The following is a 24,103-nucleotide window of genomic DNA, read 5'->3' on the forward strand; positions in this document are numbered from 1 at the left end:
GCAGGATTGCGGCGCGTTCAGCGCTCGGGTTCGCGCGGCGGCCCGTACGCGACGAAATCGCGCTCGACTGCCGACGCCTGCTCCGGCGCGAGCGCGTCGCCGCGCGGACCGGCTTCATCACCGGGTGCCGTCGTTGTGGACGACGGTTCGATGCGCCCGTCGATCAGCGCCTGCAGCGCGTCGCGTTCGAGCACCTCGCATTGCAGCAGCCGTCGCGCGATGCGTTCGAGCGCATCGCGCCCTTCGCCGAGCGTCGCCGCGACCCGCGCATGCGCGTCGGCCAGCAGCGCGTGCACCTCGTCGTCGATCATCCGTGCCGTGTGCTCGCTGCAGCGTCCGGCGCCCGCATGCCATGCGCCGGGCATGCCCTGGCGTGCATCGCCGTCGTCGAACGTCGCGAGCCCGATCTTCTCGCTCATCCCGTACTGCATGACCATGTGGCGCGCCATCGCGGTCGCGCGCTCGAGATCGTTCTGCGCGCCCGTCGACACGTCGCCGAACACGAGCTCTTCGGCGACGCGCCCGCCAAGCAGCGCGTCGATCCGGTCGAGCAGCTCGCTCCTGCGCAGCACGTAGCGATCCTCGGTCGGCACCTGCTGCGTATAGCCGAGCGCGGCGACGCCGCGCGGAATGATCGACACCTTCTTCACCGGATCGCAGTGCGCGCGGCTTTCCGCGACGAGCGCATGGCCGGCCTCGTGATACGCGATGGTCAGCTTCTCCTGCTCGTTCATCACGCGGCTCTTGCGCTCGAGGCCCGTCAATGCGCGATCGATCGCCTCGTCGAAGTCGGCCATGCCGATCGCCGGCTTGCCGAGTTCGGCCGCATGCAGCGCGGCCTCGTTGACGACGTTCGCGAGATCGGCGCCGACGAAGCCCGGCGTGCGCGACGCGAGTTCGCCGAGATCGACCTCGGCCGCGAGCTTCACGTGCTTCACGTGCACGCCGAGGATCTGCCGGCGGCCATTCACGTCGGGCCGGTCGATCGCGATGTGGCGATCGAAGCGTCCCGGCCGCAGCAGCGCGGGATCGAGAATCTCCGGCCGGTTCGTCGCGGCCATGATGATCACGCCGGAGCCGGCCTGGAAGCCGTCCATCTCGACGAGCAGCTGGTTGAGCGTCTGCTCGCGTTCGTCGTTGCCCGACATCGGACCGACGCCGCGCACCTTGCCGAGCGCATCGAGTTCGTCGACGAACACGATGCACGGCGCCTTCTGCTGGGCCTGCTCGAACAGGTCGCGCACACGCGCGGCGCCGACGCCGACGAACATCTCGACGAACGCCGAGCCGCTGATCGAGAAGAACGGCACGGCCGCCTCTCCGGCCACCGCGCGCGCGAGCAGCGTCTTGCCGGTGCCCGGCGCGCCGACCACGAGCACGCCCTTCGGAATCTTGCCGCCGAGCCGCTGGTAGCGGTCGGGGTTGCGCAGGAACGAGACGAGCTGCTGCAGCTCGGCCTTCGCTTCGTCGATGCCCGCGATGTCGTCGAACGTGATGCCGGTTTCCTGCTGCACGTACACGCGCGCGCGGCTCTTGCCCATCCCGGTGAAATCCTGCAGCCCGCCGCGCCTGCGCAGCATCATGTTCCACACGAACACGAACAGCACGAGCGGCAGCAGCCACGAGGCAAGCGACGCGATCCAGCTCGTGTCGGGCGTGCCGTGATAGCGGATGCCGGCGGCGGTCAGCGTGTCGGTCAGGTGCTCGTCGGTCACGCGGTTGGTCGTGAAGCGCCACGGCGCGCCGGCCTGCTGCACGGCCGCGGCTTCGGACGCCGGCAGCATCGTGCCGGCCTGCGGCATCTTCAACGTACCCGTGATCGACGCGGGGCCGACCTCGAGATCGTCGACTAGCCGCGCGGCGACAAGCTGGTGGAAATCGCTGTACGCAATCGGCGCCGAAGCCGGGTGCAGCATCAGCAACTGCGCGGCGAACAGCACGAAGAAGCCCGCCGCGATCAGCAATCCCGGGTAGTCGAATTTCTTGTCCATGGCATCGAGCCTGCCGCACGCGCGGTGCGGCGCGCACTCACTCGGACAACCGCACGCGACCGGCGTACGGCATCGGCAGCCATGCGGAAACGGCATCCATCCGCGCCATCGTCGCCTCGCTGTGTCGCCTCGCCTCGTCGCCTCGATGACGCCGCGGCGGCGCCGTCGGCCGGCACCGTCGGGCGATCGTCGCCCGGGCGGCACGCCGCGACGCGCCGCCCCTGAATTCAGTCTAGCTCGCGCGCGGGCGTCGCGCATCGCCCGCCGCACGAGTCGAATCGTCCGACAAACACCTTTCGTCGGCGGCGCCCGCCGCGTTATAGTCGCGTTCATGACATTTGTGTGACAGTTGCATCGCACCTGCTTTTGCGCGACGCCGGCCGTTGCTGTCCGTTTCGCATCGCGGCAGCCCGAGCGACGCGGCCGCGTATCGATCCACACCGCCAACCTGCTCATTCGAGGAGCCCACGACGTGACCGACACCCCCGATCGCCCCGACGACCTTCCCGCCGATCCCGACCGCCGCCGCGTACTCGGCGGCCTCGCCGCGCTCGGTGCCGGTGTCGCGCTCGGCGGCTGCGAAACCACGCCGGGCAGCGCGCCGCGCTCCGCCGCCGACCTGCGCATCGACGAAGCGTTGCGCCAGCGCGTGCGCCATATCGTCGTGATCTATGCGGAAAACCGCAGCTTCGCGAACCTGTACGGCGATTTCCCGGGCGTGCGCCATCCGCTGAGCGAGGTGCGGCCCGAGCACGCGCAGCAGCTCGACCGCGACGGCAAGACGCCGCTGCCCGTGCTGCCGAAGATCTGGGGCGGGCTCGTGCCGCAGGCGCAGGAAGTGGACGGCAAGCGCTACGCGATTGCCGAGCGCGACATCGACAAGCTGCCGAATGCGCCGTTCCGGATCGCCGACGCGCAGGGCAAGCCGCTGCCGAACGGCGTGATCACGCGCGACCTGTGGCACCGCTTCTACCAGAACCAGATGCAGATCGCGGCCGGCCGCAACAACCAGTTCGCCGCCTGGGCCGATTCGGGCGGCCTCGTAATGGGCCATTACCGCAATTCGGCCGACACGCTGCGGCTGTGGAATCTCGCGCGCCAGTACACGCTGTGCGACAACTTCTTCATGGCGGCCTTCGGCGGTTCGTGGCTGAACCACATGTTCCTGATTTCCGCGCAGCCGCCGCTGTATCCGGACGCGCACAAGCATCCGCAGGCGGCGAAGCTGCTGTCGAAGGTCGAAGGCGACGATCCGGCCGGCACACGCCTCGCGCTCGCCGCCGATTCGCCGGCATCCGCGCTCGACGGCCCGCCGAAGTTCGCGGGAGACGGCCCGCTGACGCCCGACGGCTACGGCGTGAACACGATGGCGCCGCCGTACCAGCCGAGCTATGTGCCGCCGCCCGACCCGGGCAATGCCGCGTATGCCGATCCGGGCGACCATCGCGTGCTGCCGCCGCAGGGCTACGCGACGATCGGCGATCGCCTGTCGGAGAAGAACATCGACTGGGCGTGGTACAGCGGCGCGTGGCAATACGCGCTCGAGCATCGCGACACGGGCACCGTGCCCGATTTCCAGTACCACCACCAGCCGTTCAACTACTTCCGCAACTACGCGCCGGGTACCGCTGCGCGCCAGCGGCACCTGCGTGATGCAGGGCTCGGCGACGATGCGTCGACGAACCGCTTCATCGCCGACATCGATGCGGGGCGCCTGCCGGCCGTCACGTTCTACAAGCCGCAGGGCAACCTGAACATGCACGCGGGTTACGCGGACATCGAATCGGGCGACCGCCACATCGCGACCGTGATCGACCATATCCGGCGCGGGCCGCAATGGGACAACACCGTGATCGTGATGACGCACGACGAGAACGGCGGCTGGTGGGATCACGTCGCGCCGCCGGTCGGCGACCGCTGGGGGCCGGGCTCGCGGATTCCGGCACTCGTGATCTCGCCGTTCGCGAAGAAGGGCTTCGTCGATCACACGCTGTACGACACCAACTCGATCCTGCGCTTCATCAGCCGCGTACACGGGCTCGCGCCGCTCGACGGCGTGGCCGCGCGCAACAACGCGTTCGCCGCGCGCGGCGAGACGCCGCCGGGCGATCTCACGAATGCGCTCGATCTCGGCTGACGGCGGGTTGGTCGCCTAGCCGGTTCACCGTTTCACCGCTTGAAACGACGACGCCCCGGGCAATGCGATCGATTGCCCGGGGCGTCGTTCATTTCAGGCGACGCTACGCTACGCGGCGCTGCGTAATGCGTCGCGCGCCGCGTGCGCGGCGCATGTCCGTCGTGGACAGGCCCGCCGCGTCGCATTTCGCGAGATGCGGATGGAGAAACGGCATCGATGCAAAAACGTCCCGCCGCCGGCGATGGAAGCCGGCGGCGGGACGTCAAGGTCGATGCATCGATGGGCCGATGCGGATCGTCAGCCGCCGAGGCGCTGTTCGATCTTCTTCATCGTATCGGTCATTTCAGCCGGCAAGCGCAGCTTCAGCATGTCGAACAGCGCCGCGTGCAGTTTCAGCTCCTCGCGCCATTCGTCGGCGTTCATCGACGTCACCGCGGCGAACTGCTCGCGCGTGAAATCGAGCCCGTCCCAGTGCAGGTCTTCATAAGCGGGCGACACGCCGAACGCATGTTCGCCGCCGCCGCCGGTGCCTTCGAGACGATCGAGCATCCACTTCAGCACGCGCATGTTCTCGCCGAAGCCAGGCCAGACGAACTTGCCGTTCGCGTCCTTGCGGAACCAGTTCACGCAGTAGATCTTCGGCAACGTGGCGCCCGCGCCTTCGAGCTGCTTGCCGAGCTTCAGCCAGTGTGCGAAATAATCGCTGACGTTATAGCCGCAGAACGGCAGCATCGCGAACGGGTCGCGGCGCACGATGCCCTGCTGGCCGACTGCCGCGGCGGTCGTCTCCGAGCCCATCGTCGCGGCCATATACACGCCTTCGACCCAGTCGCGCGCCTCGGTCACGAGCGGTACCGTCGTCGAGCGGCGGCCGCCGAAGATGAACGCGTCGATCGGCACGCCGGCCGGGTTCTCCCAGTCCGCGTCGATCGACGGGCACTGCGCGGCCGGCGCCGTAAAGCGCGAATTCGGATGCGCGGCCTTGCGGCCCGTTTCCTTGCCGATTTCGGGCGTCCACGGGTTGCCCTGCCAGTCGGTCAGCTTCGCAGGCGGCGTGTCGGTCAGCCCTTCCCACCACACGTCGCCGTCTTCCGTCAGCGCGACGTTCGTGAAGATCACGTTTTCCTTCAGCGTCGAGATCGCGTTCGGGTTGGTCTTCACGCCGGTGCCCGGCGCGACGCCGAAGAAGCCGGCTTCCGGGTTGATCGCATACAGGCGGCCGTCACGGCCCGGTTTCAGCCACGCGATGTCGTCGCCGATCGTCGTGACCTTCCAGCCGTCGAAGCCCTGCGGCGGGATCAGCATCGCGAAGTTGGTCTTGCCGCACGCGGACGGGAACGCGGCCGCGACGTGATACTTCTTGCCGGCCGGCGACGTCACGCCGAGGATCAGCATGTGCTCGGCGAGCCAGCCCTGGTCGCGGCCCATCGTCGACGCGATGCGCAGTGCGAAGCACTTCTTGCCGAGCAGCGCGTTGCCGCCGTAGCCCGAACCGAAGCTCCAGATCTCGCGCGTCTCGGGGAAATGCACGATGTACTTGGCCGGGTTGCACGGCCACCGCACGTCTTGCTCGCCCGCTTCGAGCGGATGGCCGACGCTGTGCACGCACGGCACGAACTCGCCGTCCTCGCCCAGCACGTCGTACACGTCGCGGCCCATGCGCGTCATGATCCGCATGTTCACCACAACGTACGGGCTGTCGGACAGTTCGACGCCGACGTGCGCGATCGGCGAGCCGAGCGGGCCCATCGAAAACGGCACCACGTACAGCGTGCGGCCGCGCATCGAGCCGCGGAACAGCTCGTCGAGCGTCTCGCGCATTTCGGTGGGCGCGACCCAGTTGTTGGTCGGGCCGACGTCGTCGCGCGATTCCGCGCAGATGAACGTGCGGTCTTCGACACGTGCAACGTCGGACGGATCGGATTGCGCGAGATACGAGTTCGGGCGCTTCGCCGGGTTCAGGCGCGTAAGCGTGCCCTGGTCGACCATCGCCTGGCACAGCGCGTCGTATTCCTCCTGCGAACCGTCACACCACACGACGCGATCGGGCTCCGTGAGCGCCGCGATGCGCGACACCCAGTCGATCAGCTTGCGATGCTTGACGAAAGCCGGCGGAGCGATCAGCGGGCCGTGCGTTGCTTCGGCCAGATTGTTTTGCGACATGGGGATGTCTCCAGATTATTGGACGGGAATGGGGGATGCGGGGTGAACCCGCCAGATGGGAAATGCGATCGGAATGCAGGACGCAGCAACGCGCAACGCGGGGCACGCGAGCTGTGCGCGTGTCGATGCCGCGATGCGGGCGAGAGGATGTGATGTCTCGTTAGAAGATGCGAACGCGAGTTTCGCCATGCCAGCAACCTGCCTTACAACTTCCATGCCGGCCAGCATACCATCGCCGTTATCGAGCGGGCGTTGCGTTGCAACAAGAAACAACTGTCACGACGTGCAGGCACATGTGTTGCAGGAAAGTCATTTCGACTGCGTCGACGCGATCGCTGCCGGGGACGAAACGCGGGGAACGTCCGTCGGACAAGCGTTTGGCGAAAGCGGCAAGTTCGGCCCGCCGGTTGCGCGGATGAAAATTGCACATGCGCACCCGGCGAATTCTCGTTTTCGCTACTCAGGCAAACCCTGAATTAGGTTGCGTACACAAACATCGTGCTCCAACGCGTGATGTACGCCACTGCTCAAAACGGCGCCCCCGGCAATCCGGGGTAATACGCGCCCGCCGCCATCCCGCCGTCGACGGCCAGTTCGGCACCGTTGCAATACGACGCTTCGTCGCTCGCGAGGAGCAGCGTCGCGCGTGCGATCTCGTCGGGCAGGCCGACGCGCTGCAGCGGCACGTTCGCATAGTGGTTGTTGATCTCCTCGAGCGGCGCGCCGGCCGGGTTCGACATCGCGGTGTTCGCGCCGGCCGGATGAATCGAATTCACGCGCACGCCCTGCGGGTCCTTGCGGTCGCAGCACGTGAAATAGCGCGCCTTCAGCCGGCGGATCGCATCGGCATCCTCCAGCCTGCGCACGCGCGTTTCCAGCGATTCGACGAGGGTCATCCCGTCTCCTTGTGCCGGCGCGGATCGGACGCCGCGTCGATGCCGCATTACTGCCGCGCGACGCACCGGCTGCGCCCGATCTGTGGAGCCAAACGGTGCGCGCGCAGCTCGCCGACAAGCCGGCTTCTCGCAGCTCGCACTCCTGAAGCGGCCGCCGCGCCTCACGCACGAGGCTTTGCTCGATGTGTAGCACGACCATCACACGCTCGTCGCGATCGATACGCAGGACAACTTCCTTTAAATGCAGAACGTCGTCGTGCGTGCGCTCACGCATGCGGCGCCCGGTTGCAACGCGATCGTCGAGGAATGCTTCCCGGCTGCTGCGATGACCAATCCGCATGCGTTCTTCGATGCGGTCGGCGAAGGCGAAAAGTTTCAGCGCAATGTGGCCGAGATGATGGATAGCCGTGGACGCTCCATCCCGCCTCATCCCAAAACGCTCGCCCCCAGCCGGACTCCGCCACCTGCGGATGTTCGACGTCACGCGGACAAGCTCCCCGCAGACGCCAGCCCTCGATATCGAGCGACATTCGTCGCAGGATGCCGACCGTTACAGCCCCCATCGCCTCGGCTACGCGTACTTGTCGCCGACCGTACTGCGAATCGGATGCGTGTCGTAGACGATGATCATCCGTTCGATGAGCCCCGCGACGTCGAACTCGAACACGTCGACGCACTCGAAGCGCACCGAGGAACCGTCTTTCAGGCCCCAGTCGTAGATGAAATAACCCGTCGCGCGTCGAGCCCCGGTCGCGCTGACGCAGATATCGATTGGTGTAATCTTGCTCTCTCCCGATGCGGCAGCGACCTTCGAAAAGAACGGCTCAGCGTGCATCCAGCCGAGAAACGGCGAGAAAATCAGGGCCTCCGGCGCGAACAACGCACAGATGGCGCCAACATCACCTCGCTCCAGTTCCCGGAGGTAGGCACGAACCCGTTGCGGGTATGGTGATTCCGGCGTTGAGTTCAAAATTTTCCTCCGATCGTTCGTTGATAACCCGTCCATTCGCAAGAATGGGGCATGCGGTAGACGCACGATAGCGACGCACCGATGACTGAACAATCGAAAAATTCGCAATCCGGGTATGCAGCGCATGCATATCCGCTGGCTGACCTTACGCGCCCCCTGCCGCCGTTGACAGCGTTTCAGTCATTCGTGGCAGCGGCGCAGCTCGGCAGCGTCAGCAAGGCCGCGGACCATCTATGCCGAACGCAAGGCGCAGTGAGCCGCCAGATCCAGCAGCTGGAAGCGCATTATCGGTGCGCACTCTTTGTGCGTCACGCGTCGGGGCTGACGTTGACGGCAGAAGGAAGCGCGCTGCTGACTGTCACGGTGAACGTTCTCACGCAATTGGTTCGGCATGCCGACATCCATGCAGGGACGACCTCGGTACTCACGTTGAGGTTACCGTCCACGTTTGCAATTCGCTGGTTGCTCCCACGGCTGCCTGACATCAATCGCGCGCTGGGCGATACGGAGCTCCGCATCTCGACATCGGCGCACGATACCCCGGATTTCACTGCGACCGACGTCGATGCCATCGTCGTGCGAGGCACGGGGCAGTGGGCCGGTATGGAAGCGATTCCGTTATTCGAGGAGACGCTCACGCCGATGTGCGCGCCCATATTGGCAACATCGCTGCAATCCGTAGCCGACCTTACGCACGCCAATTTGCTCCATCCCGGCCCCAGTCATGCAGAGTGGCGATGCTGGCTCGATCATGTTGGCTCACCCCGGATCGATGCAGGACGTGGACTCGTATTCGATACCCTCGAATTGACGCTCGCAGCGTCGATGGAAGGACACGGAATTGCAATAGGCGATCCGCGGATGGCAAGAGACCGACTTCGGGAGGGATATCTGGTGACGCCGTTTCGGGACGTGGTTCGAAACGGCCTTTCCTACTTCCTCGTCTACCCGCCCCAACGGGCGGCACAACCGAAAATTCGTGCCCTCGCCGACATCCTGCTACGTCTTGCGCGAGAAGACTGACCGATAGACGAAAGTCTCGTAGCCGAGCCGACATTCACATGTTCCACCCGAGTCACGTGCGAAGGACGGGTTTTGGCCGAACCGGGACAACGCCGCACCGTGCTCGCGAGGCGGTGGCGCCCGCACTGCGGCGGTATTCGGTTGGCCGCATCGTGCGAATCTCGATGCGCGATGTAGCCTGTTCGCAGATGATTTTGGACGCAGCCAACCGGTCACCATATCGCATGGAGCAAGCAAAATTGCTGGCACCCGCCGTCACCGAGCGCCCGGCAACGAACTCCGCGTCAGCGGACGGTGATGTCGACGGTCACGATTTCGTATCCGGGGTCGGCGTTCTCGTTCGCCGCTTTTTTCGCTTCCTCATACGACAGAAAGGACATGGCGTCTTCAATCACCGGTGCCATGCCGATGTCGCCATCCTCACCGGTGCAGAGGAACTGCTCACCGGTCTTCACGACATAGATGGTCGTCATGGTCGTCATGCCTCCCTCCATGGTTTGCATGGGGAACTTCCAGTCTAGCTTCCATGATTCCGTATGCAACCCCGGCAGTCGAATTGATCTGCCGTCAAGATTCGTCATCCTCCGTGACCGCAGTTACGCCAAAGGTCATCCTGCGTGCGTCAAAGGACCAGCTCAACGATAGACGCTTGCTTTCATGACAAAACGTCTATAATTGGACAATCCATCGACAAGCCCGCCCGGAACGACATGAGCGACATGAACGACTACCCCGTTTTCGACACGCTTTGCGACCTGCTGACCACGTCCGGCGCCCGTTTCCGCGTGCTGGAGCACCCGGCGGAAGGTAAATCCGACATCATCGCCGCGATCCGCGGCACGCGCCCCGAACAGGGCGCGAAGGCGATGCTGTGCACGTTCAAGGACGGCGGCGACACGACCGCGCTCGCCGTGATCCCCGGCCACCTGAAGATAGATTTCCGCAAGGTCGCGGACGCCGTCGGCCGCCGCAAGGCGACGCTCGCGTCACCCGATGTCGCGGCCGCCGTTACCCGCTGCGTGATGGGCGCCGTGCCGCCGTTCGTGTTCGACGGCAACGTGACGCTCGTCGTCGATCCCGCGCTGGTCGAACGCAACGACGAGATCGCGTTCAACGCGGGCCGCCTCGATCGCTCGGTCGTGCTCGATGCGGCCGACTACGTGCGGATCGCGCGCCCGCTGCTGGCCGACATCACGCGGCCGGAAACGACAGCCGACCAGGAACACGCCGGTTGACCGTTTCCCGAAACCGTCGCATCGATCCGAAACCTGAACGCGAGCCCACCATGACCACCACCCGGAACAAAGCGCAGTCGGAGCAGGCATCGCTGATCGAACAGGTTCAGCGCATCGCCGAAGGGCTCGGCGAGATGTTCGCGCCGTTCACCGAGGTCGTGGTCCACGACCTGCGCACGCCGAAGCACGCGATCCTCGCGATCCACAACAACCTGTCCGGACGCGCGGTCGGCGACCCCGCGACCGAGCTCGGCCTCGCCCGCATCGAGGACGACGATTTCCCGCAGGTGCTCGCGAACTACCCGAACCGCTTCGCCGACGGCCGCACCGCGAAAAGCACGTCGATCGGCATCAAGGATTCGACCGGGCGCTACGTGGCCGCGCTGTGCCTGAATGCCGACGTCACGCTGTTCCGCGGCTTCCAGGGCATGCTGAACCAGTTCTGCAGCACGGACGGCGAGACCGTCGCCGAAACGCTCGACCCGGCCGGTGCGGACGCGATCCGGCAACGCATCGACGCGTTCGCGACGCGCCTCGCGACGACGCCGCGCGAACTGAAGACCGACCAGCGTCGCGAGCTGATGCACACGCTGAAGGCCGACGGCTTTCTCGAAGTGCGCCGCGCGATGGAGATCGTGTCGCAGCACCTCGGCGTATCGCGCGCGACCGTGTACAACGATGCGAAATGAGGCAAGCGCACTGCTTTCATGTTGACTAAATTTTCCGACCCTCGAACGACCATGAACTCTCCGACTCTCCCCACGTACGACGACGTTGCCGCCGCCGCGGCCCGGCTCGAAGGCCATGCGCACCGCACGCCGGTGATGACGTCGCGGACGATCGACGAGGCGCTCGGCGCGCAGGTGTTCTTCAAGTGCGAGAACCTGCAGCGCATGGGCGCATTCAAGTTCCGCGGCGCGTTCAACGCGCTGTCGCGCTTCGACGCCGAGCAGCGCCGCAACGGCGTCGTCGCATTCTCGTCCGGCAACCATGCGCAGGCGATCGCGCTGTCGGCGCGCATCCTCGGCATCCCGGCGACGATCGTGATGCCGCAGGATGCGCCGGCCGCGAAGATGGCCGCGACGCGCGGCTATGGCGGCAACGTCGTGACCTACGACCGCTATACCGAGGATCGCGAGCAGATCGGGCGCGACCTTGCGGAGAAGCACGGGCTCACGCTGGTCCCGCCCTACGACCATCCGGACGTGATCGCCGGCCAGGGCACGGCGGCGAAGGAACTGTTCGACGAAGTCGGGCCGCTCGACGCGGTATTCACGCCGCTCGGCGGCGGTGGGCTGCTGTCGGGCACCGCGCTGGCCACGCGTGCGCTGTCGCCGCACGCGACGTTGTACGGCGTCGAGCCGGAAGCCGGTAACGACGGCCAGCAATCGTTCCGGTCGGGCGCGATCGTGCATATCGACACACCGCGCACGATCGCCGACGGCGCGCAGACGCAGCACCTCGGCAACCTGACGTTCCCGATCATCCGCCGCGACGTCGACGACATCCTGACCGCGACGGACGCCGAACTCGTCGACTGCATGCGCATCTTCGCGACGCGTATGAAGATTGTCGTCGAGCCGACCGGCTGCCTGTCGTTCGCCGCCGTGCGACGAATGAAGGACCAGCTGCAAGGCAAGCGTGTCGGCGTGGTGATCAGCGGCGGCAACGTCGATCTCGAGAACTTCTGCGCGCTGGTATCGACATCGGCATGAACGTCGCGATGCGCATGAACATCCTGTCATCTGCGCGCCGCCGCTCCTTCACGACGCGTTAAGTTTCGCGCCCTAGACTGATTACGTTGTCCTGAAGTCAGTCGTGAAGGAGCCGTATCATGAACACGCACGCGATCGTCGCCGCCGCCCTGGCGGCCGTTTCCCTTTCGGCGTTCGCTCAACCGGGCGTTACGTCAGCCGTTTTTCCCGCCGCATCGCCGCACGAAGCAGTCGCGCAGGCGCCCCATCGTGCGCCCGGCGCGCTGCCGGCCGCCGGCTTCGTGCTCGCGAAGATCGATCAGAACAATACACCGCCCGACCGCGGCGGCGACCCGAGCGGCCGCACGCACGCCGGCACCCGCATGTAACGGCGCGTGCCGGCCGGCGCTGCCGCGCGCGGTCGTCATTGTCGGAACGACGGCAGCGACGGATCGCTCACCTAGATGACGCCGCGCACGCCCGCGACCAACTGGATCGCGCCGAATGCCGCGACGACGACGGCCGACACGCGCGACAGCCCGTGCATGAACGCGAACGACATCTTCGTGCGCAGCGCGGCGGTCGCGCCGCTCAGGCACAGCCACCACGTTGCGGAACCGATGAACACGCCGGCGACCATCAGAGACACGGCCGGCCACATCGCACCTTCCCGCGCGCCCGACAACGGGCCGAGCGCCGCGAAAATCCCGACGAACGACAGGATCGTCATCGGGTTCGACAGCGTGAGGCCGAACGTCGTCAGGAAATCGCGCAGGACAGTCGTGCGCGGCAGGTCGCGTTGCTGCGTCGACGCGGCCGGCGCCTGGCGCGCGATGGTCCACGCCAGCCACACGAGGAACGCGCCGCCGCCGATCTTCAGGCCGACGGTCAGCATCGGGAATGCGGTGACGATGCCCGCGATGCCCAGCCCGCCGAGCAGGCCATAGATCGCGTCGGCGCACGCGGCGCCGACACCCGTCGCGAACCCCGCCTGAAAGCCGCGGCTCAGGCTGCGCTGAATGCACAGCATGCCGATCGGGCCGACCGGCACCGCGATCGACAGCCCCATTACGACGGACTTGATGAACAGCATCGCCTGCTCCTTGCGACATGCAATGGGTTGAACAGGCATCGTAGGGAAAGTCCGGTCGCCGCTGAATGCGGTTTTTAAGGAAAAATAGCCGTTCTGCCTTAAAAAAACGCCGCGATGGACGATCTGGACTGGAAGATACTCGCGCTGTTGCAGGCCAACGGCCGCATCAGCTATACGGAGCTGGCCCGCCAGGTTCACCTGTCGGTGCCGGCGGTGACGGAACGCGTGAAGCGCCTTGAAACGGCCGGCGTCATCGAGGGCTACACGGCCCGGATCAACCCGGCCGCAGCCGGCTATCCGGTGAGTGCGCTGATCGGCATCACGGTGCCGCAGCCGGCGAAAGCGAAATTCCTCAAGTTGCTGGAGACGATTCCCGAAGTCGTCGAATGCCATCACGTGACGGGCGCCGACTCGTATGTCATGCGGTTCGTCGCCACCAGCATGACCCACCTCGAGCAACTGATCGAACGCATCAACCTGTACGGCGAAACGCGCACGTCGATCGTGATGTCGACGCCGCTGCCGGCGCGCGGGCTGGCGCGGCCGCCGTCGAAGTTCGATGACGGCCGCAAGTAGCTGGCCGCGTTTTAATGGCCGGCCGGAAGATCCCGGCTGGAACCCTGGGCGACCGGTGACGGTCGGCCGACCAAGAGACGGGTAGCAATGGTCGACAACTCAGCCGATGGCGTCTGGATAGGGCTCAACTTGTCGTCATCAAGACGGGCGAGCGCTGCGAATCGTTGCAGCTCTGCGTTTGAAATAAGAGGGAAAAGAATCCATCCCTCGGTTCCAAGCGCAGATATACCTAATGCTCAATCTTCAAAGTCGTTTACTCAAAACACTTATTGACCTGCTTTCGCAGGTTGTGGGTAATTGCAAGGTTGACGCCCCGTATTCACGCTCATAAGCTGGCCCTCGTTCCAATCTTGAAAAATGGGCGAAAACAATGAGAAAGCTCAATCAGGCAGTTTTTGCCGCGTTCATCATTTGGTTTGCGACGAGTTTCGCGCACGCGCAGCAGCCGGCCGCGCGCGGCTCGGACGTCGCGCCTGCCACACCGGTCATGTACGTGCGGGCTTTCCAGGTCGTTCAAGAAAGCAACGGCTCGGGGCGCTTGCTGTCCCGTTCGCGCGCGATCACGCACGGGAGGTCGGCTAGCCAGAATGCAGGTGCGTTGGCGAAGGCCATCGTCCAGCAGCTAAGCAACGCGGGCGTCACCGCGCGTTATCTCGCACCCGGCGAGCCATTGCCGATGCACGCATCGGGCTGGCTGATCGGCGGCGTTTTCTATTCACGCGTCCCGAGCGGCCGCATTCAGTCGCTGCTGCAAGGCGGCTCGGACGACGGCAACCCGAACACGGAAGTCTCAGTGACGATCGCCGACGCGGCTGGGGACTCCAACGTGCCGTTTGCGATCATCGGCGTGAAGGATGCGATCAAGGCGCAGGGCACGGTGGCGAGCTGGAATCCGTACATCGTTGCGGCAAAGTTCGTCGTCAAGAAAGTCGAGGGGACGATCGCGGTCGATTCATTGGCGAAGGAAATCGCCAATCAGATCATCGAGCACCTGGAGGCGCTGCAGCAGCATGCGGCGGCACGGCCGCATTAAGGTGAGGCCAAGAGGCGGTTTCATAACGATCGCCGTGAGGTGTTCCAGCAGATCATGCGGCAGCCGGGTTTAAGAAGCGCTTCGTGGATGTCGGCACGTCGCTCGAAACGAATGCGAGGATGCCGGAAATGATGCAAACCGAGCGTGCGTGCGTTCAACGACCCAACGGACCTTCCCGGGACCGCTGCCGTCAGGTTTCCCGCGTCGGGCGATGCTGAAGCCGTCTCCAAGGCCATTTGGCCGGTTGCCTCTGTGACGTTCGGCGCCGATCGGCTATTTGCCGACCGCGCCGCCGAGCAGGCCGCCCACCAGCGACGTCACCGGCGCGAGCGGATTGCCGCTACCGCCCAACGGCGTGGTGCCACCCGTGCCGGTCGCGGAACCGTCGTGCACGGGCGCCGGCATGCCGCCGACCACACTCGTCACCAGGCCGGCGATCGGCACCGCGCCATTCGCGCCGCTCGGATTCACGAGCCCGCCCGCATTGGTGACCGTATTGCCGACGGCACGGACGAGGTCACCGACACCGCTGACGACCGGCTGCGGCGACGTAGACGTCACCTTCCATCCGGCGGACGTGATTGCGCTGCCGACCTGCCCGAGCAGGCCGGCGACCGGCTGGCCGAGGCCGGTTGCCGTGCCGACCTGTTGCGTGAGTTGGCCTGCTGTCGTCACGAGCGGGGTGATCGCCGTGCTGAGCGCCTGCGTCGCCTGCTGGACCGGGCCCGACGACAGGGCCGAGCCGAGCATGGTGCCGCCCGACTTCAGACCGCCGGCCACCGTGTCGAGCAGGCCGCCGACCGGCGTCGTGATCGGCGCCAGCGGCGACAGCGGACCGGAGCCGAGCGCCTTCACCGTTTCGCCGAGACCGCTAACCGGATTGCTGGTCGAGCCGACGATGGTGCCGAGGCCGGCGACCGTCGTGCCGACCGGGTTCGGCGTGAAGCCGATCTGGCCGATGCCGTTGCTCACGGCGTTCGACGTATCGCGGACGATCGTGCCGACGCCGGTGACCGTGTCGGCCGGCCCGGCGGTCACGCCCTTGCTGACGCCGCCGGGCAGGCTCGCGCCGCCTATCGTGACGCCCACGTCCGTGACGACGGAGCCGACCGAGCTGACGATGCCGTTGGTGCTGGGCGTGCCGCTGGTCCCGCTGGTGCCTCCGATTCCGCTGGTGCCGCTGCTGGTTCCGCTTGTGCCACTGGTCCCGCTAGTCCCGCTGGTTCCGCTGGTTCCGCTGGTTCCGCTGGTTCCGCTGGTTCCGCTTGTACCACTGCTCCCGCTCGTGCCACTGCTCCCGCTCGTGCCGCTGCTCCCGCTCGTGCCGCTGCTCCCGCTCGTGCCGCTCGTACTCGTTCCGATGTTGTTACCGGCCAGTTTCGGCGCCGTAACGTCGCTGCCGCCGCACGCGGCCAGCGCACACGCCGCGGCAATGGCGGCGAGCGCAACGTTCGCCTTGATGAAATGATTTTGCATGGAAGTCCCCGTCAGCTATTCAGCGCGAACATTCCAGCAAGCATCTACCGTGCCATCTTCGTCGGCTTCGTTAACAATTCCTCAACCGCGCCGTAGCGGCTTTCCTGACGGCACTTTCCGGCACGACGCATCGCATGCGAGTCCAGCCCTGCGGTTCGATCCGCCCTCGCGTCCCCGCGACGCCGACGTAACACCGGCCCTGCGTTACGTAGCACGAGCGGTGAAAAAACGGCCGCGACCGCACCTCGCTTGCCCCCGCCCCGGCACCTCGCGCAAGCCGCCGCTTCATTGAAAATCTCCCGTTACCCCGAAGACGTTTCCGCTGCGTGTGGAAGTCGCGCATCGCGAATGACTTGCGAACCCGGATGCCCCATTCAAACGATCAACGTCACGCCGGCCCAGGCGATCAGCACGACGCCCAGCACGCGCCCGACAAGGTCTCCACCTGGCAGGATTTTTTCCGCGAACACGAACAGCGACAGCGCGGCAATCCAGACGACATTCATCACGCCGCCGACGAACAGCAGCGCCATCAGCAACCAGCAGCAGCCCACGCAATACATGCCGTGGCGCGCGCCGAGCAGGAAACTGCCGACGACGCCCGGACGCCAGTGCGCGACCAGAAAACCGGCCGGCGCGCGGCATTGCCGGAGGCACGCGCGTTTCAGCGGCGAGAATTGATAGAGCCCGGCCAGCGCGAGAACGACTGCGGAAAGAACAGCGCTCTTCGACCACAGCATCATTGCGGAGATCAGCCCGGCCGGCTGCAGCAGCACCTGAAGCAACGCCGCGCCGATCGAGAACGCGAGCCATGCGGCCAGATAACCGGCCAGCAGCGACACCGACATGAACGCGGCACCCGAGCCGTCCGCGCCGCGATGCCGCAGCACGCGCCGGTACAGCATCACGAGCGGCGCCGCGCTGGGCGTCATCATCGCGATCATCATCACCCACCACATCGCAATCACGGTCGGCAGCGACGGATCCATGCTGCCCATGCCGGCCGCCAGTCGATGCGGAAAGAGCGCGACCGTTGTCATCTCCAGCGCCGACATGCCGGTTCCCGCGCCCGTCCACAGATAGAACCAGCACGCGCCGACGAGCGCGGCCATGCCGAGCAGCGTGACGACGCGCTCGCGCCCGAGCCAGGTGTCGAACGGAGTCATGCCGCAACGCGATGCCGGATCAGCCCGTGGTTGTTCATGTGCAGCCGCGCGAACTGCGCGTAGGTTCCGTCGAGCGTCAACGCGATGTTGCCTTGCGAGCGCCCCGTGCCCGAACCGATCTCGGCAAGCTCGTATTCGAAGCCGTTCGGCAGGTCGATTCGCGCGCGATGCTCGGCGCCCGTCACCGGGTTGAGAATCGGATCGCCCGCAACGTCGAACACGCCGTCGACATGAATCCGGCCGCGCCGCGCATCGACATCGACGTCGAAATCGATCTTCGTGAAGATCGGCTCGAACGCGTGCTCGAGCGTCGACGCATACACCGAGAACATCGTCGCAAACGGATCGGTATCCTGACCGGTCATGATCTTCAGCACCGCTTCGCGCTGTGCCGGGCTGGCGCGCTCGTCGACGATCGGCTGGCACTTGCCCTTGCCTTCGTGGACCGCCCCCGGCCACTGAAACACGACAGCGATCCTGACGCCGTCGAGCACCACGTCGCCGTAGTGGCCGCTGTCGATCGAAATCGCGCCCATCGCTTCGCAATTGCCGTTGGTCGGCAACGCACTGAACTGGCAAGGACAACCGTATGAGCAATTGCAACTGATCAATTCGGTACCCTGAATTTCCCACGGAGTCATGACTCCACCTCGCGCTCGGTGACATAGGAACGCTTCGAATCTAGTGCACGGCACTGGGGAAATCAAAGCCGGAATGGAAGGCCGGTTCGACGCGTGAAACCCGTGCGTTCCGGCCTCACGCGTGACGTTCCGAACGACTCGACGAAGGCGGTTCCGGCCACCGTCGTCGCACCCGGATCTCACACGAACAGCGACGCGACGATCGCACACCACGCGGCACTCGCGCCGCGCGGAAACACTCGCCGAGGATCGCCGCGATCTCTTCCGCCGACAGCAGCTCGCGAGTTCATTTCCGGTTCGATTGAATCAAGAGCGGAATCAAGAGCGGCTTCGCCGCCGGCCAGCGAATACGCGTAGTCACGGATTGACAGAGTCGATTCGATCGAGCGTCATGTTGCAGCCGATTCGTCGAACACGAACACGGGTGTCGCCCGTTAACCCGGCTTTCTCGCCGCCTCTGCGACGGCCACCCAGCCCATCACGGCGCCGGCGACCCAGCAGCACGTGACCAGCAGGTCGAGATCCATCCAGCCTTCGAAATTCGCGCTGTTTTCGAAACTGCAGCGATGATGGCCCCTGACCCATATGCAGCCGCTGATGAACTGCTGAATGTGCATGTAGACGTTGAAAACCGCAAAGGCGGAGGTAATGACGGCGACCCGCAGGCGTATGCTCGTTTTCATTGGCGCTGAAGGCGTGGGATGAACTCCTGCCGATCTTAAGCCAACGGCGACGTGTGACGCAATCGATCCGGTATCGGCCCGCTCATCGTGTCCGGTTCGAGCGTCGCGTCATGCACGATCGCGCCATGGCCGACGTGGCCGTTGACGCCGAGCCGGCACGGCTCGCCGACCCTTCATGCAGCACGCAGCCGTCCTGCACGTTGCTGCTGTCCGCGACGACGATCGCGCCGAAGTCGCCGCAGGCTCGCATGCGGGCCGATGTAGCAGCGCGCGCCGATCGTCACGTCGCCGATCACGACCGCGCTCGGGTCGACATACGCGGACGGATCGACGCGCGGCCGCATCTCGTTGAATTCGAATAGCGGCATCGTCGGAGCGCCGCGACCGCTTCCGGCACGAGCGTGAACAGATCGCCGACGACACCGTAGTCGACCACGCTGAAGATCGGCGCTTCCGGATCCTTGTTGATCACGACGATCACCTTCGAATCCTTCATGCCGGCGAGATGCTGGATCGCGCCCGAGATGCCGACCGCGATGTACAACTGCGGCGCGGCAGGCATCCATCCGGAAGCGGTGCGAAACGGGGTGGAAGCCCCGTTTTCTTTTGACTGGAGGAAAGAGGCAAACGACCGCGATGCCGGGTACGCCGCTTGCGTGCCGGCTGCCCTCGCCTGCTGACGCCACGCTGTCAGCAGGCGGCGCCTAAGCTCGATCGTTCGACACCCGAGGAGCATCGCTCGTGACCCGCATCGAACAATTCGCCGAATACGCCAGCCGTGCCGGCAGACGGCGCGGCCTGACCCTGCTGCCCCTCTGCATCGCCGTGCTCGTCGCACAGGTCGACACGGCCGTCGTCAATCTCGCGACGCGCGCGATCGGCGACTATTTCCACGCGGGCGTCGATGCATTGCAATGGGTCGTCGACAGTTACAACCTCAGTTACGCGGTACTGCTGCTGACCGGCGGGCTACTCGCCGATCTCCACGGCCGGCGTCGCATTTTCATCGCCGGCACCGCGCTGTTTACGGTCGCGTCGCTGCTGTGCGCGCTCGCGCCGTCGGTGTCGGTGTTGATCGCCGCACGCGCGCTGGCCGGTGTCGGCGCGGCATTGTTGCTGCCCGCGTCGCTCGCGATCGTGCGTGTCGTGTGGCGCGATCCGGTCGAGCGCGGCCGCGCGCTCGGCATCTGGGCTGCGTGCAACGGCGCGGCAATGGCGATCGGCCCGACGCTCGGCGGCGTGCTGATCCGGCACTTCGGCTGGCGCAGCATCTTCTTCGTCGTCGTGCCGCTGAGCATCGCCGCGATGCTGCTCGCGATCCCGGCCGTGCCCGAGTCGTCCGACCCGCGCGGCCGGCATTTCGACGGCGGCGCGCAAGTTACGGGTGCGCTCGCGCTCGGCGCGCTCGCATATTCGGCGATCGTGCTCCGCGATTCGCCGGCCGCGTGCGCGCTCGCGAGCTGCGTCGCGATTGTGTCGTTCGTCGTATTCACCTCGATCGAACGGCGCCACGGCGCGGCCGCGCTTGTACCGCTCGACCTCTTCCGGATCGGCACGTTTCGCGGCGCGATCGCCGCAACCGCCGGCATGACGTTCGGGATGTACGGCGTGCTGTTCCTGCTGCCGCTGACCTGGCAAAGCATCGGCCGCCTCGACTCGATCGGCGCGGGCCTCGCGCTGCTGCCGATGGCGCTCGCGTTCGTTGTCGTGTCGCCGTGCTCCGGGCCGCTGTCCGAGCGCGTCGGCACGCGCACGACGACGGCCGGCGGCGTCGCGGTGATCGCGAGCGGGCTCGCTGCGATCGGCGTGTCCGCCGGTTCATCGAGCCTGCTCGGCGCTGAAATCGGGCTAGCGTTGACGGGACTCGGAATGGGGATCGCGACAGGGCCGTTGATGACCGTCGCCGTCGGCGCGGTCGAGGCCGCGCGCTCGGGCACCGCGAGTGCGCTCGTCAACGTCGCGCGGATGGCCGGCGCGACGCTCGGAATCGCGGTACTCGGCACGCTGTTCGCGGCCGCGCACGGCGGCGCGACCGGCTTGCGCGCGGCGATGTTTGCCGGCGCGGCCGTTCAGTTGACGGGTGCGGCGGTAGCGGCAGTCCGCGTGCAGCGCGCGCGCCAAGCGGCGTGACGCGTCGCGGCCTCTCTCACGCACGCACCGGCTTCACACCGCCCCACCCGTGCGCCGCCATACCCGTCAGCGATGCTTCCCGCCGTGCCGGCGCCGCCGGTGTTCCGCACGCGCCTGCAGCAGCGTCGGCATCAGTTCCTCGATGTATTGCCGCGCCTGCCCGCGCGTCACGATCTCGCTGAAGCGCAGATGGGCGTTGTCGTGACCGACCAGCGCCGCATGCGCTTTCTTCAGGATGTGCAGATAGGCGATCAGGCTCGTGCCGTCGCGCACGGGCAGCGCGTCACGCGGGTCCAGGGCCGGGGTCGTGCTCATGATCCAATCCTTTGCGGGCAGTCGGTGCGGCAGGTGGTCGTCACGAGCGCCAGCAGGTCGTTGGCGAGGCGGTCGCGATCGGTCAGCGGCGCGAGGCCGAACAGCCGCTCGAGCGTCGCGGCGACCGACGCATGATCGTACGGCGTGTGGTCGACCTTCCCGGCCGCGACCCACGGCGAAATCACGATCGCCGGCACGCGCACGCCATACACGTCGAAGCCGAAGCCGCTCGCATTCAGCGTCGCGGCCGCGCCGTCGTTCGGCGGCGGCGCGGCGCCCGGCCTGACCGAATCGTAGAAGCCGCCGTGCTCGTCGTAGACGATCACGAACAGGCTGCTGTTCCACACCGGCGAATTGCGGATCGCGTTGTACACGCGCGCGGCGAGCTGGTCGCCGCCGGCCAGCCCGTCCATCGGGTGTTGCGAGCTGCCGTTCCGGTAGGTGCCGTGCACGATGTCGCCGTAGCTCGGCTCGATGAACGTGTAGCGTGCCGTGTAGCCGGCCGCGAGATCGGCCTCGAAGTGCGCGAGATCGTCGACGTCGACGAAGCTGATGCCCTTCAGCGACGCGACCTGCGGCACGTGGCCGAGCGGGTCGCCCGACTGATCCTGGTAGATGCGCCAGTTGTCGTCGCCGAGCGCGCCGAAGATCGAACCCTTCGGATAGCGGAAGCCGTCGAACGCCTCCCACCCGCCCATTTCCTCCCTGGTCGGCGAATGGTCGAGCCCGGCCGACGACGCGCCGTGCAGGAAGAAGCGGTTCGGCCAGGTCGGCCCCGGCATCGACGCATGCCACGCGTCGCACAGCACGAACGCATTCGCGAGTGCGTACAGCGACGGCGCGTGCGTCCGCACGTCGGCGCCCTGCATGATCTTGCCCGCGTCGGCCGGCTGAGGCGGCGTGCCTTCGGAATGCGACGTCGCGTAGTTCGACACGAATCCCGAATTATTGACGCCCGGATAAGCCTGCCCTTTCACGAACGGCACGCCCGCGCCGCAGAGCTGTTCGAGCACGTCGGTGAATTCGTGGCACGGGTCGGTCGGCATCCGGTCGGGCGCGCCGCCGCCGAACGGATAGACGGCGCCGCCATACGCATTGCTGTCGCCCGGCGACGCGGCGACGATGTCGGCGATGCCCGACAGCGCGAACAGGTGATCGAACGAGCGGTTCTCGAGCATCAGCACGAACACGTGCTGGATGCGATCCTGAACCGGTGGGGATGCGGGAGCTGCGTCTGCACTCATGGCGCCTCCTGGCGTCGCGCGACGAATGTCCGGCTGGCACGGTCGTTGGCCCGCTGAAAGCGACTGAAGGGATTGAAAGCCACGCGCGGGCCGCGAATTGCCGACGAGTGTACGACCGTGCCGGCATCCGCGTAAAGCGACGCACTGTGCGTGCGCGGCGTGCGTGCTCAACCAGCTGCCGATGTGGCCGGCCGGCGCAATGCGCAGCGAATCAACGAGTACGGGGGAGAAACGACGATCCGAACCGGGCGGTTCGATCGGGATGCGACCTGGGCCGCCACGGCGTGACGACGCCGCCGGCGACCGACGAACGGCACGACCCGTGCCGTCCATCCGGTTCGTCCGGCCGCATGGCCGGACGGGAGTAGATCGGCGCGGTGCTGCGCGCGCGATCCTGGCCGCTTAGCGGCGCGGCCCGCTGTTGCGTTGCGGACGCGGGGAATTCGCGTCCTTGTGACGGAAGTTGATGCGGCCCTTGGTAAGGTCGTACATCGACAGTTCCAGCGTCACGCGGTCACCCGCGAGAATGCGGATGTGGTTCTTGCGCATGCGGCCCGACGCATATGCGCCCACCACCACGCCGTTTTCCAGCGTGACACGGTATTTGCTGTCCGGCAGCACTTCGTCGACGATTCCGTCCAGTTCCAGCAGTTCTTCTTTTGCCAAACCAATTCCTCCAGACAAGGTGATTGACCGCGGCCGCGGCGATCTGCCCGGCGCCGTTTCCCGCAACGGGACGACGGCCGGCAGGCTGCCGGGTATCGGTTCGTTCAGACGGGCCACGGGCCTGTCTTGCGATCGGAGCCCGGCGCGTTGCGGCGTTCGGGCGGTCGGTGGCGGCGGCGCGATGAGCGCCGCGCAAGTAGTCGGGACCGCGCCGGCTGCTATGGCATGGCGTCGGTCTGCTCGGGTTGATGCGTTAAAGCGGTGATGCGCTGGCGAAGCGGCGCTCGCTTCGCGAGGGCGTTATGTCGCACGCGGGTCACGCATGCGATGGGGAGGCGTCACGGCCGATGCATCGTGAATGTCGCGATGCATCGGTCGTGCGCATCGGAACGCGCAGGCCACCGGAACAGCGGCGCCCCGCGCGAAACTCCATCCGGCACCCGCCGCCGATCGGCGGCCGATGCCGACGCGGCTTACTGCGGCGTGATGTTCGACGCTTGCAGACCCTTCGGGCCGCGCTTCACTTCGAAGCTGACCTTCTGGCCTTCGGCCAGGGTCTTGAAGCCCGTGCCGCGAATTTCCGAGAAATGGGCGAACAGATCGTCGCCGCCGTTGTCCGGGGAGATGAAACCAAAGCCCTTGGTTTCGTTGAACCACTTGACGGTACCGGTATCCACAAATACTTCCTTAATACGAATAATTGAACATGCGCCCGCGACGGGCACAGAAAGAATCAAAGAGGGAGAGACCAACGACTGCCGCACACGGAGTGCGGCCAATGATGAGCAATCGAACTTCTTGAAGACTTCGGTCACGGACACTACGCGGTAGCGGCCGCCCCGTCAAGCTCTTTCGGTGCGACGCGCGCGCACGGGCGCCGCGCGCGCCTTATGTGGCGGGTGTTGCCGGCCGACGGAGCATATTTCGATGCGCCCCCGATTTTTGGCCGGGCCGCCGGTTTTTTGCCGCAG

The 24,103-nt window shown here is 66.1% G+C and carries 22 protein-coding genes and 5 pseudogenes; 10 read left to right on the forward strand and 17 right to left on the reverse strand.

What is annotated here, in order from left to right:
• Window positions 1-17 precede the first annotated feature (17 nt).
• Window positions 18-1,991, reverse strand: coding sequence for an ATP-dependent zinc metalloprotease FtsH (ftsH, locus tag MRS60_RS20400; protein WP_105391922.1), 1,974 nt, complete (start codon window positions 1,989-1,991; stop codon window positions 18-20).
• A gap of 472 nt (window positions 1,992-2,463) precedes the next feature.
• Between ftsH and MRS60_RS20405 the strand changes: the two genes are divergently transcribed.
• Window positions 2,464-4,128 (forward strand): acid phosphatase, encoded by a 1,665-nt coding sequence (locus MRS60_RS20405; protein ID WP_034180162.1) that lies wholly within the window; start codon window positions 2,464-2,466, stop codon window positions 4,126-4,128.
• Between the two features lie 297 nt (window positions 4,129-4,425).
• Here MRS60_RS20405 and MRS60_RS20410 read toward each other — a convergent pair whose 3' ends face one another.
• Entirely contained in the window at window positions 4,426-6,291 is a 1,866-nt protein-coding gene (locus MRS60_RS20410) for a phosphoenolpyruvate carboxykinase (GTP) (RefSeq protein ID WP_243566541.1), read from the reverse strand.
• Window positions 6,292-6,818: 527 nt separating this feature from the next.
• A pseudogene (locus MRS60_RS20415) lies at window positions 6,819-7,079 on the reverse strand (SDR family oxidoreductase); the annotation flags it as partial.
• Between the two features lie 205 nt (window positions 7,080-7,284).
• Between MRS60_RS20415 and MRS60_RS35040 the strand changes: the two are divergent.
• Window positions 7,285-7,608, forward strand: a pseudogene (locus MRS60_RS35040) (EthD domain-containing protein); the annotation flags it as partial.
• 150 nt (window positions 7,609-7,758) lie between these two features.
• Here MRS60_RS35040 and MRS60_RS20420 read toward each other — a convergent pair.
• Window positions 7,759-8,157 (reverse strand): nuclear transport factor 2 family protein, encoded by a 399-nt coding sequence (locus MRS60_RS20420; protein ID WP_034180925.1) that lies wholly within the window; start codon window positions 8,155-8,157, stop codon window positions 7,759-7,761.
• Window positions 8,158-8,238: 81 nt separating this feature from the next.
• Between MRS60_RS20420 and MRS60_RS20425 the strand changes: the two genes are divergently transcribed.
• On the forward strand, window positions 8,239-9,180 hold the full coding sequence (locus MRS60_RS20425) for a LysR substrate-binding domain-containing protein (RefSeq protein WP_243566542.1): 942 nt from the start codon (window positions 8,239-8,241) through the stop codon (window positions 9,178-9,180).
• A 284-nt stretch (window positions 9,181-9,464) separates the two neighbouring features.
• On the opposite strand, the gene MRS60_RS20430 is transcribed toward MRS60_RS20425, so the two are convergent.
• Complete coding sequence (locus MRS60_RS20430) at window positions 9,465-9,653, reverse strand: hypothetical protein (protein WP_034180926.1); 189 nt, start codon at window positions 9,651-9,653, stop codon at window positions 9,465-9,467.
• 246 nt (window positions 9,654-9,899) lie between these two features.
• Between MRS60_RS20430 and MRS60_RS20435 the strand changes: the two genes are divergently transcribed.
• From MRS60_RS20435 to MRS60_RS20450, 4 genes are all read left to right on the forward strand, one after another.
• Entirely contained in the window at window positions 9,900-10,415 is a 516-nt protein-coding gene (locus MRS60_RS20435; RefSeq protein ID WP_131948972.1) for a YbaK/prolyl-tRNA synthetase associated domain-containing protein, read from the forward strand.
• Window positions 10,416-10,465: 50 nt separating this feature from the next.
• Window positions 10,466-11,104 carry a helix-turn-helix transcriptional regulator gene (locus MRS60_RS20440; RefSeq protein WP_034180166.1) on the forward strand — a complete coding sequence of 213 codons (639 nt, stop codon included), beginning with the start codon at window positions 10,466-10,468 and terminating at the stop codon, window positions 11,102-11,104.
• A gap of 51 nt (window positions 11,105-11,155) precedes the next feature.
• Window positions 11,156-12,130: a threo-3-hydroxy-L-aspartate ammonia-lyase gene (locus MRS60_RS20445; RefSeq protein ID WP_243566543.1), complete on the forward strand. Its 975-nt coding sequence runs from the start codon at window positions 11,156-11,158 to the stop codon at window positions 12,128-12,130.
• Window positions 12,131-12,249: 119 nt separating this feature from the next.
• Window positions 12,250-12,498, forward strand: a complete 249-nt coding sequence (locus tag MRS60_RS20450; RefSeq protein WP_243566544.1) for a hypothetical protein — start codon at window positions 12,250-12,252, stop codon at window positions 12,496-12,498.
• A 71-nt stretch (window positions 12,499-12,569) separates the two neighbouring features.
• Here MRS60_RS20450 and MRS60_RS20455 read toward each other — a convergent pair whose 3' ends face one another.
• Window positions 12,570-13,202 (reverse strand): LysE family translocator, encoded by a 633-nt coding sequence (locus MRS60_RS20455; protein ID WP_243566545.1) that lies wholly within the window; start codon window positions 13,200-13,202, stop codon window positions 12,570-12,572.
• 114 nt (window positions 13,203-13,316) lie between these two features.
• Here MRS60_RS20455 and MRS60_RS20460 point away from each other — a divergent pair, with 114 nt between their 5' ends.
• Window positions 13,317-13,778: an Lrp/AsnC family transcriptional regulator gene (locus tag MRS60_RS20460; protein WP_034180170.1), complete on the forward strand. Its 462-nt coding sequence runs from the start codon at window positions 13,317-13,319 to the stop codon at window positions 13,776-13,778.
• A 370-nt stretch (window positions 13,779-14,148) separates the two neighbouring features.
• The gene (locus MRS60_RS20465; RefSeq protein ID WP_243566546.1) at window positions 14,149-14,811 is read left to right on the forward strand and encodes a DUF4410 domain-containing protein; all 663 of its coding nucleotides are present in this window, start codon (window positions 14,149-14,151) and stop codon (window positions 14,809-14,811) included.
• 20 nt (window positions 14,812-14,831) lie between these two features.
• On the opposite strand, the pseudogene MRS60_RS20470 reads toward MRS60_RS20465, so the two are convergent.
• The 7 genes and pseudogenes from MRS60_RS20470 to MRS60_RS20500 all read right to left on the reverse strand — a co-directional run.
• Window positions 14,832-15,075: pseudogene (locus MRS60_RS20470) on the reverse strand (IS5/IS1182 family transposase); the annotation flags it as partial.
• A gap of 9 nt (window positions 15,076-15,084) precedes the next feature.
• Complete coding sequence (locus tag MRS60_RS20475; protein WP_243566547.1) at window positions 15,085-16,287, reverse strand: collagen-like triple helix repeat-containing protein; 1,203 nt, start codon at window positions 16,285-16,287, stop codon at window positions 15,085-15,087.
• A gap of 374 nt (window positions 16,288-16,661) precedes the next feature.
• A complete protein-coding gene (locus tag MRS60_RS20480) occupies window positions 16,662-17,453 on the reverse strand; it encodes a DUF2182 domain-containing protein (RefSeq protein ID WP_243566548.1) in 792 nt (263 codons plus the stop codon).
• On the reverse strand, window positions 17,450-18,094 hold the full coding sequence (locus MRS60_RS20485) for a DUF1326 domain-containing protein (RefSeq protein WP_034180174.1): 645 nt from the start codon (window positions 18,092-18,094) through the stop codon (window positions 17,450-17,452). Before MRS60_RS20485 ends, MRS60_RS20480 begins: the two co-directional genes overlap by 4 nt.
• A 434-nt stretch (window positions 18,095-18,528) precedes the next feature.
• Window positions 18,529-18,777, reverse strand: a complete 249-nt coding sequence (locus MRS60_RS20490; RefSeq protein ID WP_034180175.1) for a hypothetical protein — start codon at window positions 18,775-18,777, stop codon at window positions 18,529-18,531.
• A gap of 77 nt (window positions 18,778-18,854) precedes the next feature.
• Window positions 18,855-19,145: pseudogene (locus MRS60_RS20495) on the reverse strand (phenylacetic acid degradation protein PaaY); the annotation flags it as partial.
• 5 nt (window positions 19,146-19,150) lie between these two features.
• Window positions 19,151-19,330, reverse strand: a pseudogene (locus MRS60_RS20500) (FAD-binding protein); the annotation flags it as partial.
• A 188-nt stretch (window positions 19,331-19,518) separates the two neighbouring features.
• Here MRS60_RS20500 and MRS60_RS20505 point away from each other — a divergent pair.
• Entirely contained in the window at window positions 19,519-20,907 is a 1,389-nt protein-coding gene (locus MRS60_RS20505; RefSeq protein ID WP_243566549.1) for an MFS transporter, read from the forward strand.
• Between the two features lie 66 nt (window positions 20,908-20,973).
• Here MRS60_RS20505 and MRS60_RS20510 read toward each other — a convergent pair whose 3' ends face one another.
• The 4 genes from MRS60_RS20510 to MRS60_RS20525 all read right to left on the reverse strand — a co-directional run bounded on the left by MRS60_RS20510 (window position 20,974) and on the right by MRS60_RS20525 (window position 23,809).
• The gene (locus MRS60_RS20510; protein WP_105391932.1) at window positions 20,974-21,222 is read right to left on the reverse strand and encodes a hypothetical protein; all 249 of its coding nucleotides are present in this window, start codon (window positions 21,220-21,222) and stop codon (window positions 20,974-20,976) included.
• Complete coding sequence (locus MRS60_RS20515; protein ID WP_034180177.1) at window positions 21,219-22,466, reverse strand: alkaline phosphatase family protein; 1,248 nt, start codon at window positions 22,464-22,466, stop codon at window positions 21,219-21,221. The genes MRS60_RS20510 and MRS60_RS20515 overlap by 4 nt, the downstream gene beginning before the upstream one ends.
• 402 nt (window positions 22,467-22,868) lie before the next feature.
• Complete coding sequence (gene infA, locus MRS60_RS20520) at window positions 22,869-23,132, reverse strand: translation initiation factor IF-1 (RefSeq protein WP_034180178.1); 264 nt, start codon at window positions 23,130-23,132, stop codon at window positions 22,869-22,871.
• Between the two features lie 473 nt (window positions 23,133-23,605).
• On the reverse strand, window positions 23,606-23,809 hold the full coding sequence (locus MRS60_RS20525) for a cold-shock protein (protein WP_006483056.1): 204 nt from the start codon (window positions 23,807-23,809) through the stop codon (window positions 23,606-23,608).
• Window positions 23,810-24,103: the final 294 nt, after the last annotated feature.

Source organism: Burkholderia pyrrocinia (assembly GCF_022809715.1).
Classification (GTDB): Bacteria; Pseudomonadota; Gammaproteobacteria; order Burkholderiales; family Burkholderiaceae; genus Burkholderia; species Burkholderia pyrrocinia_C.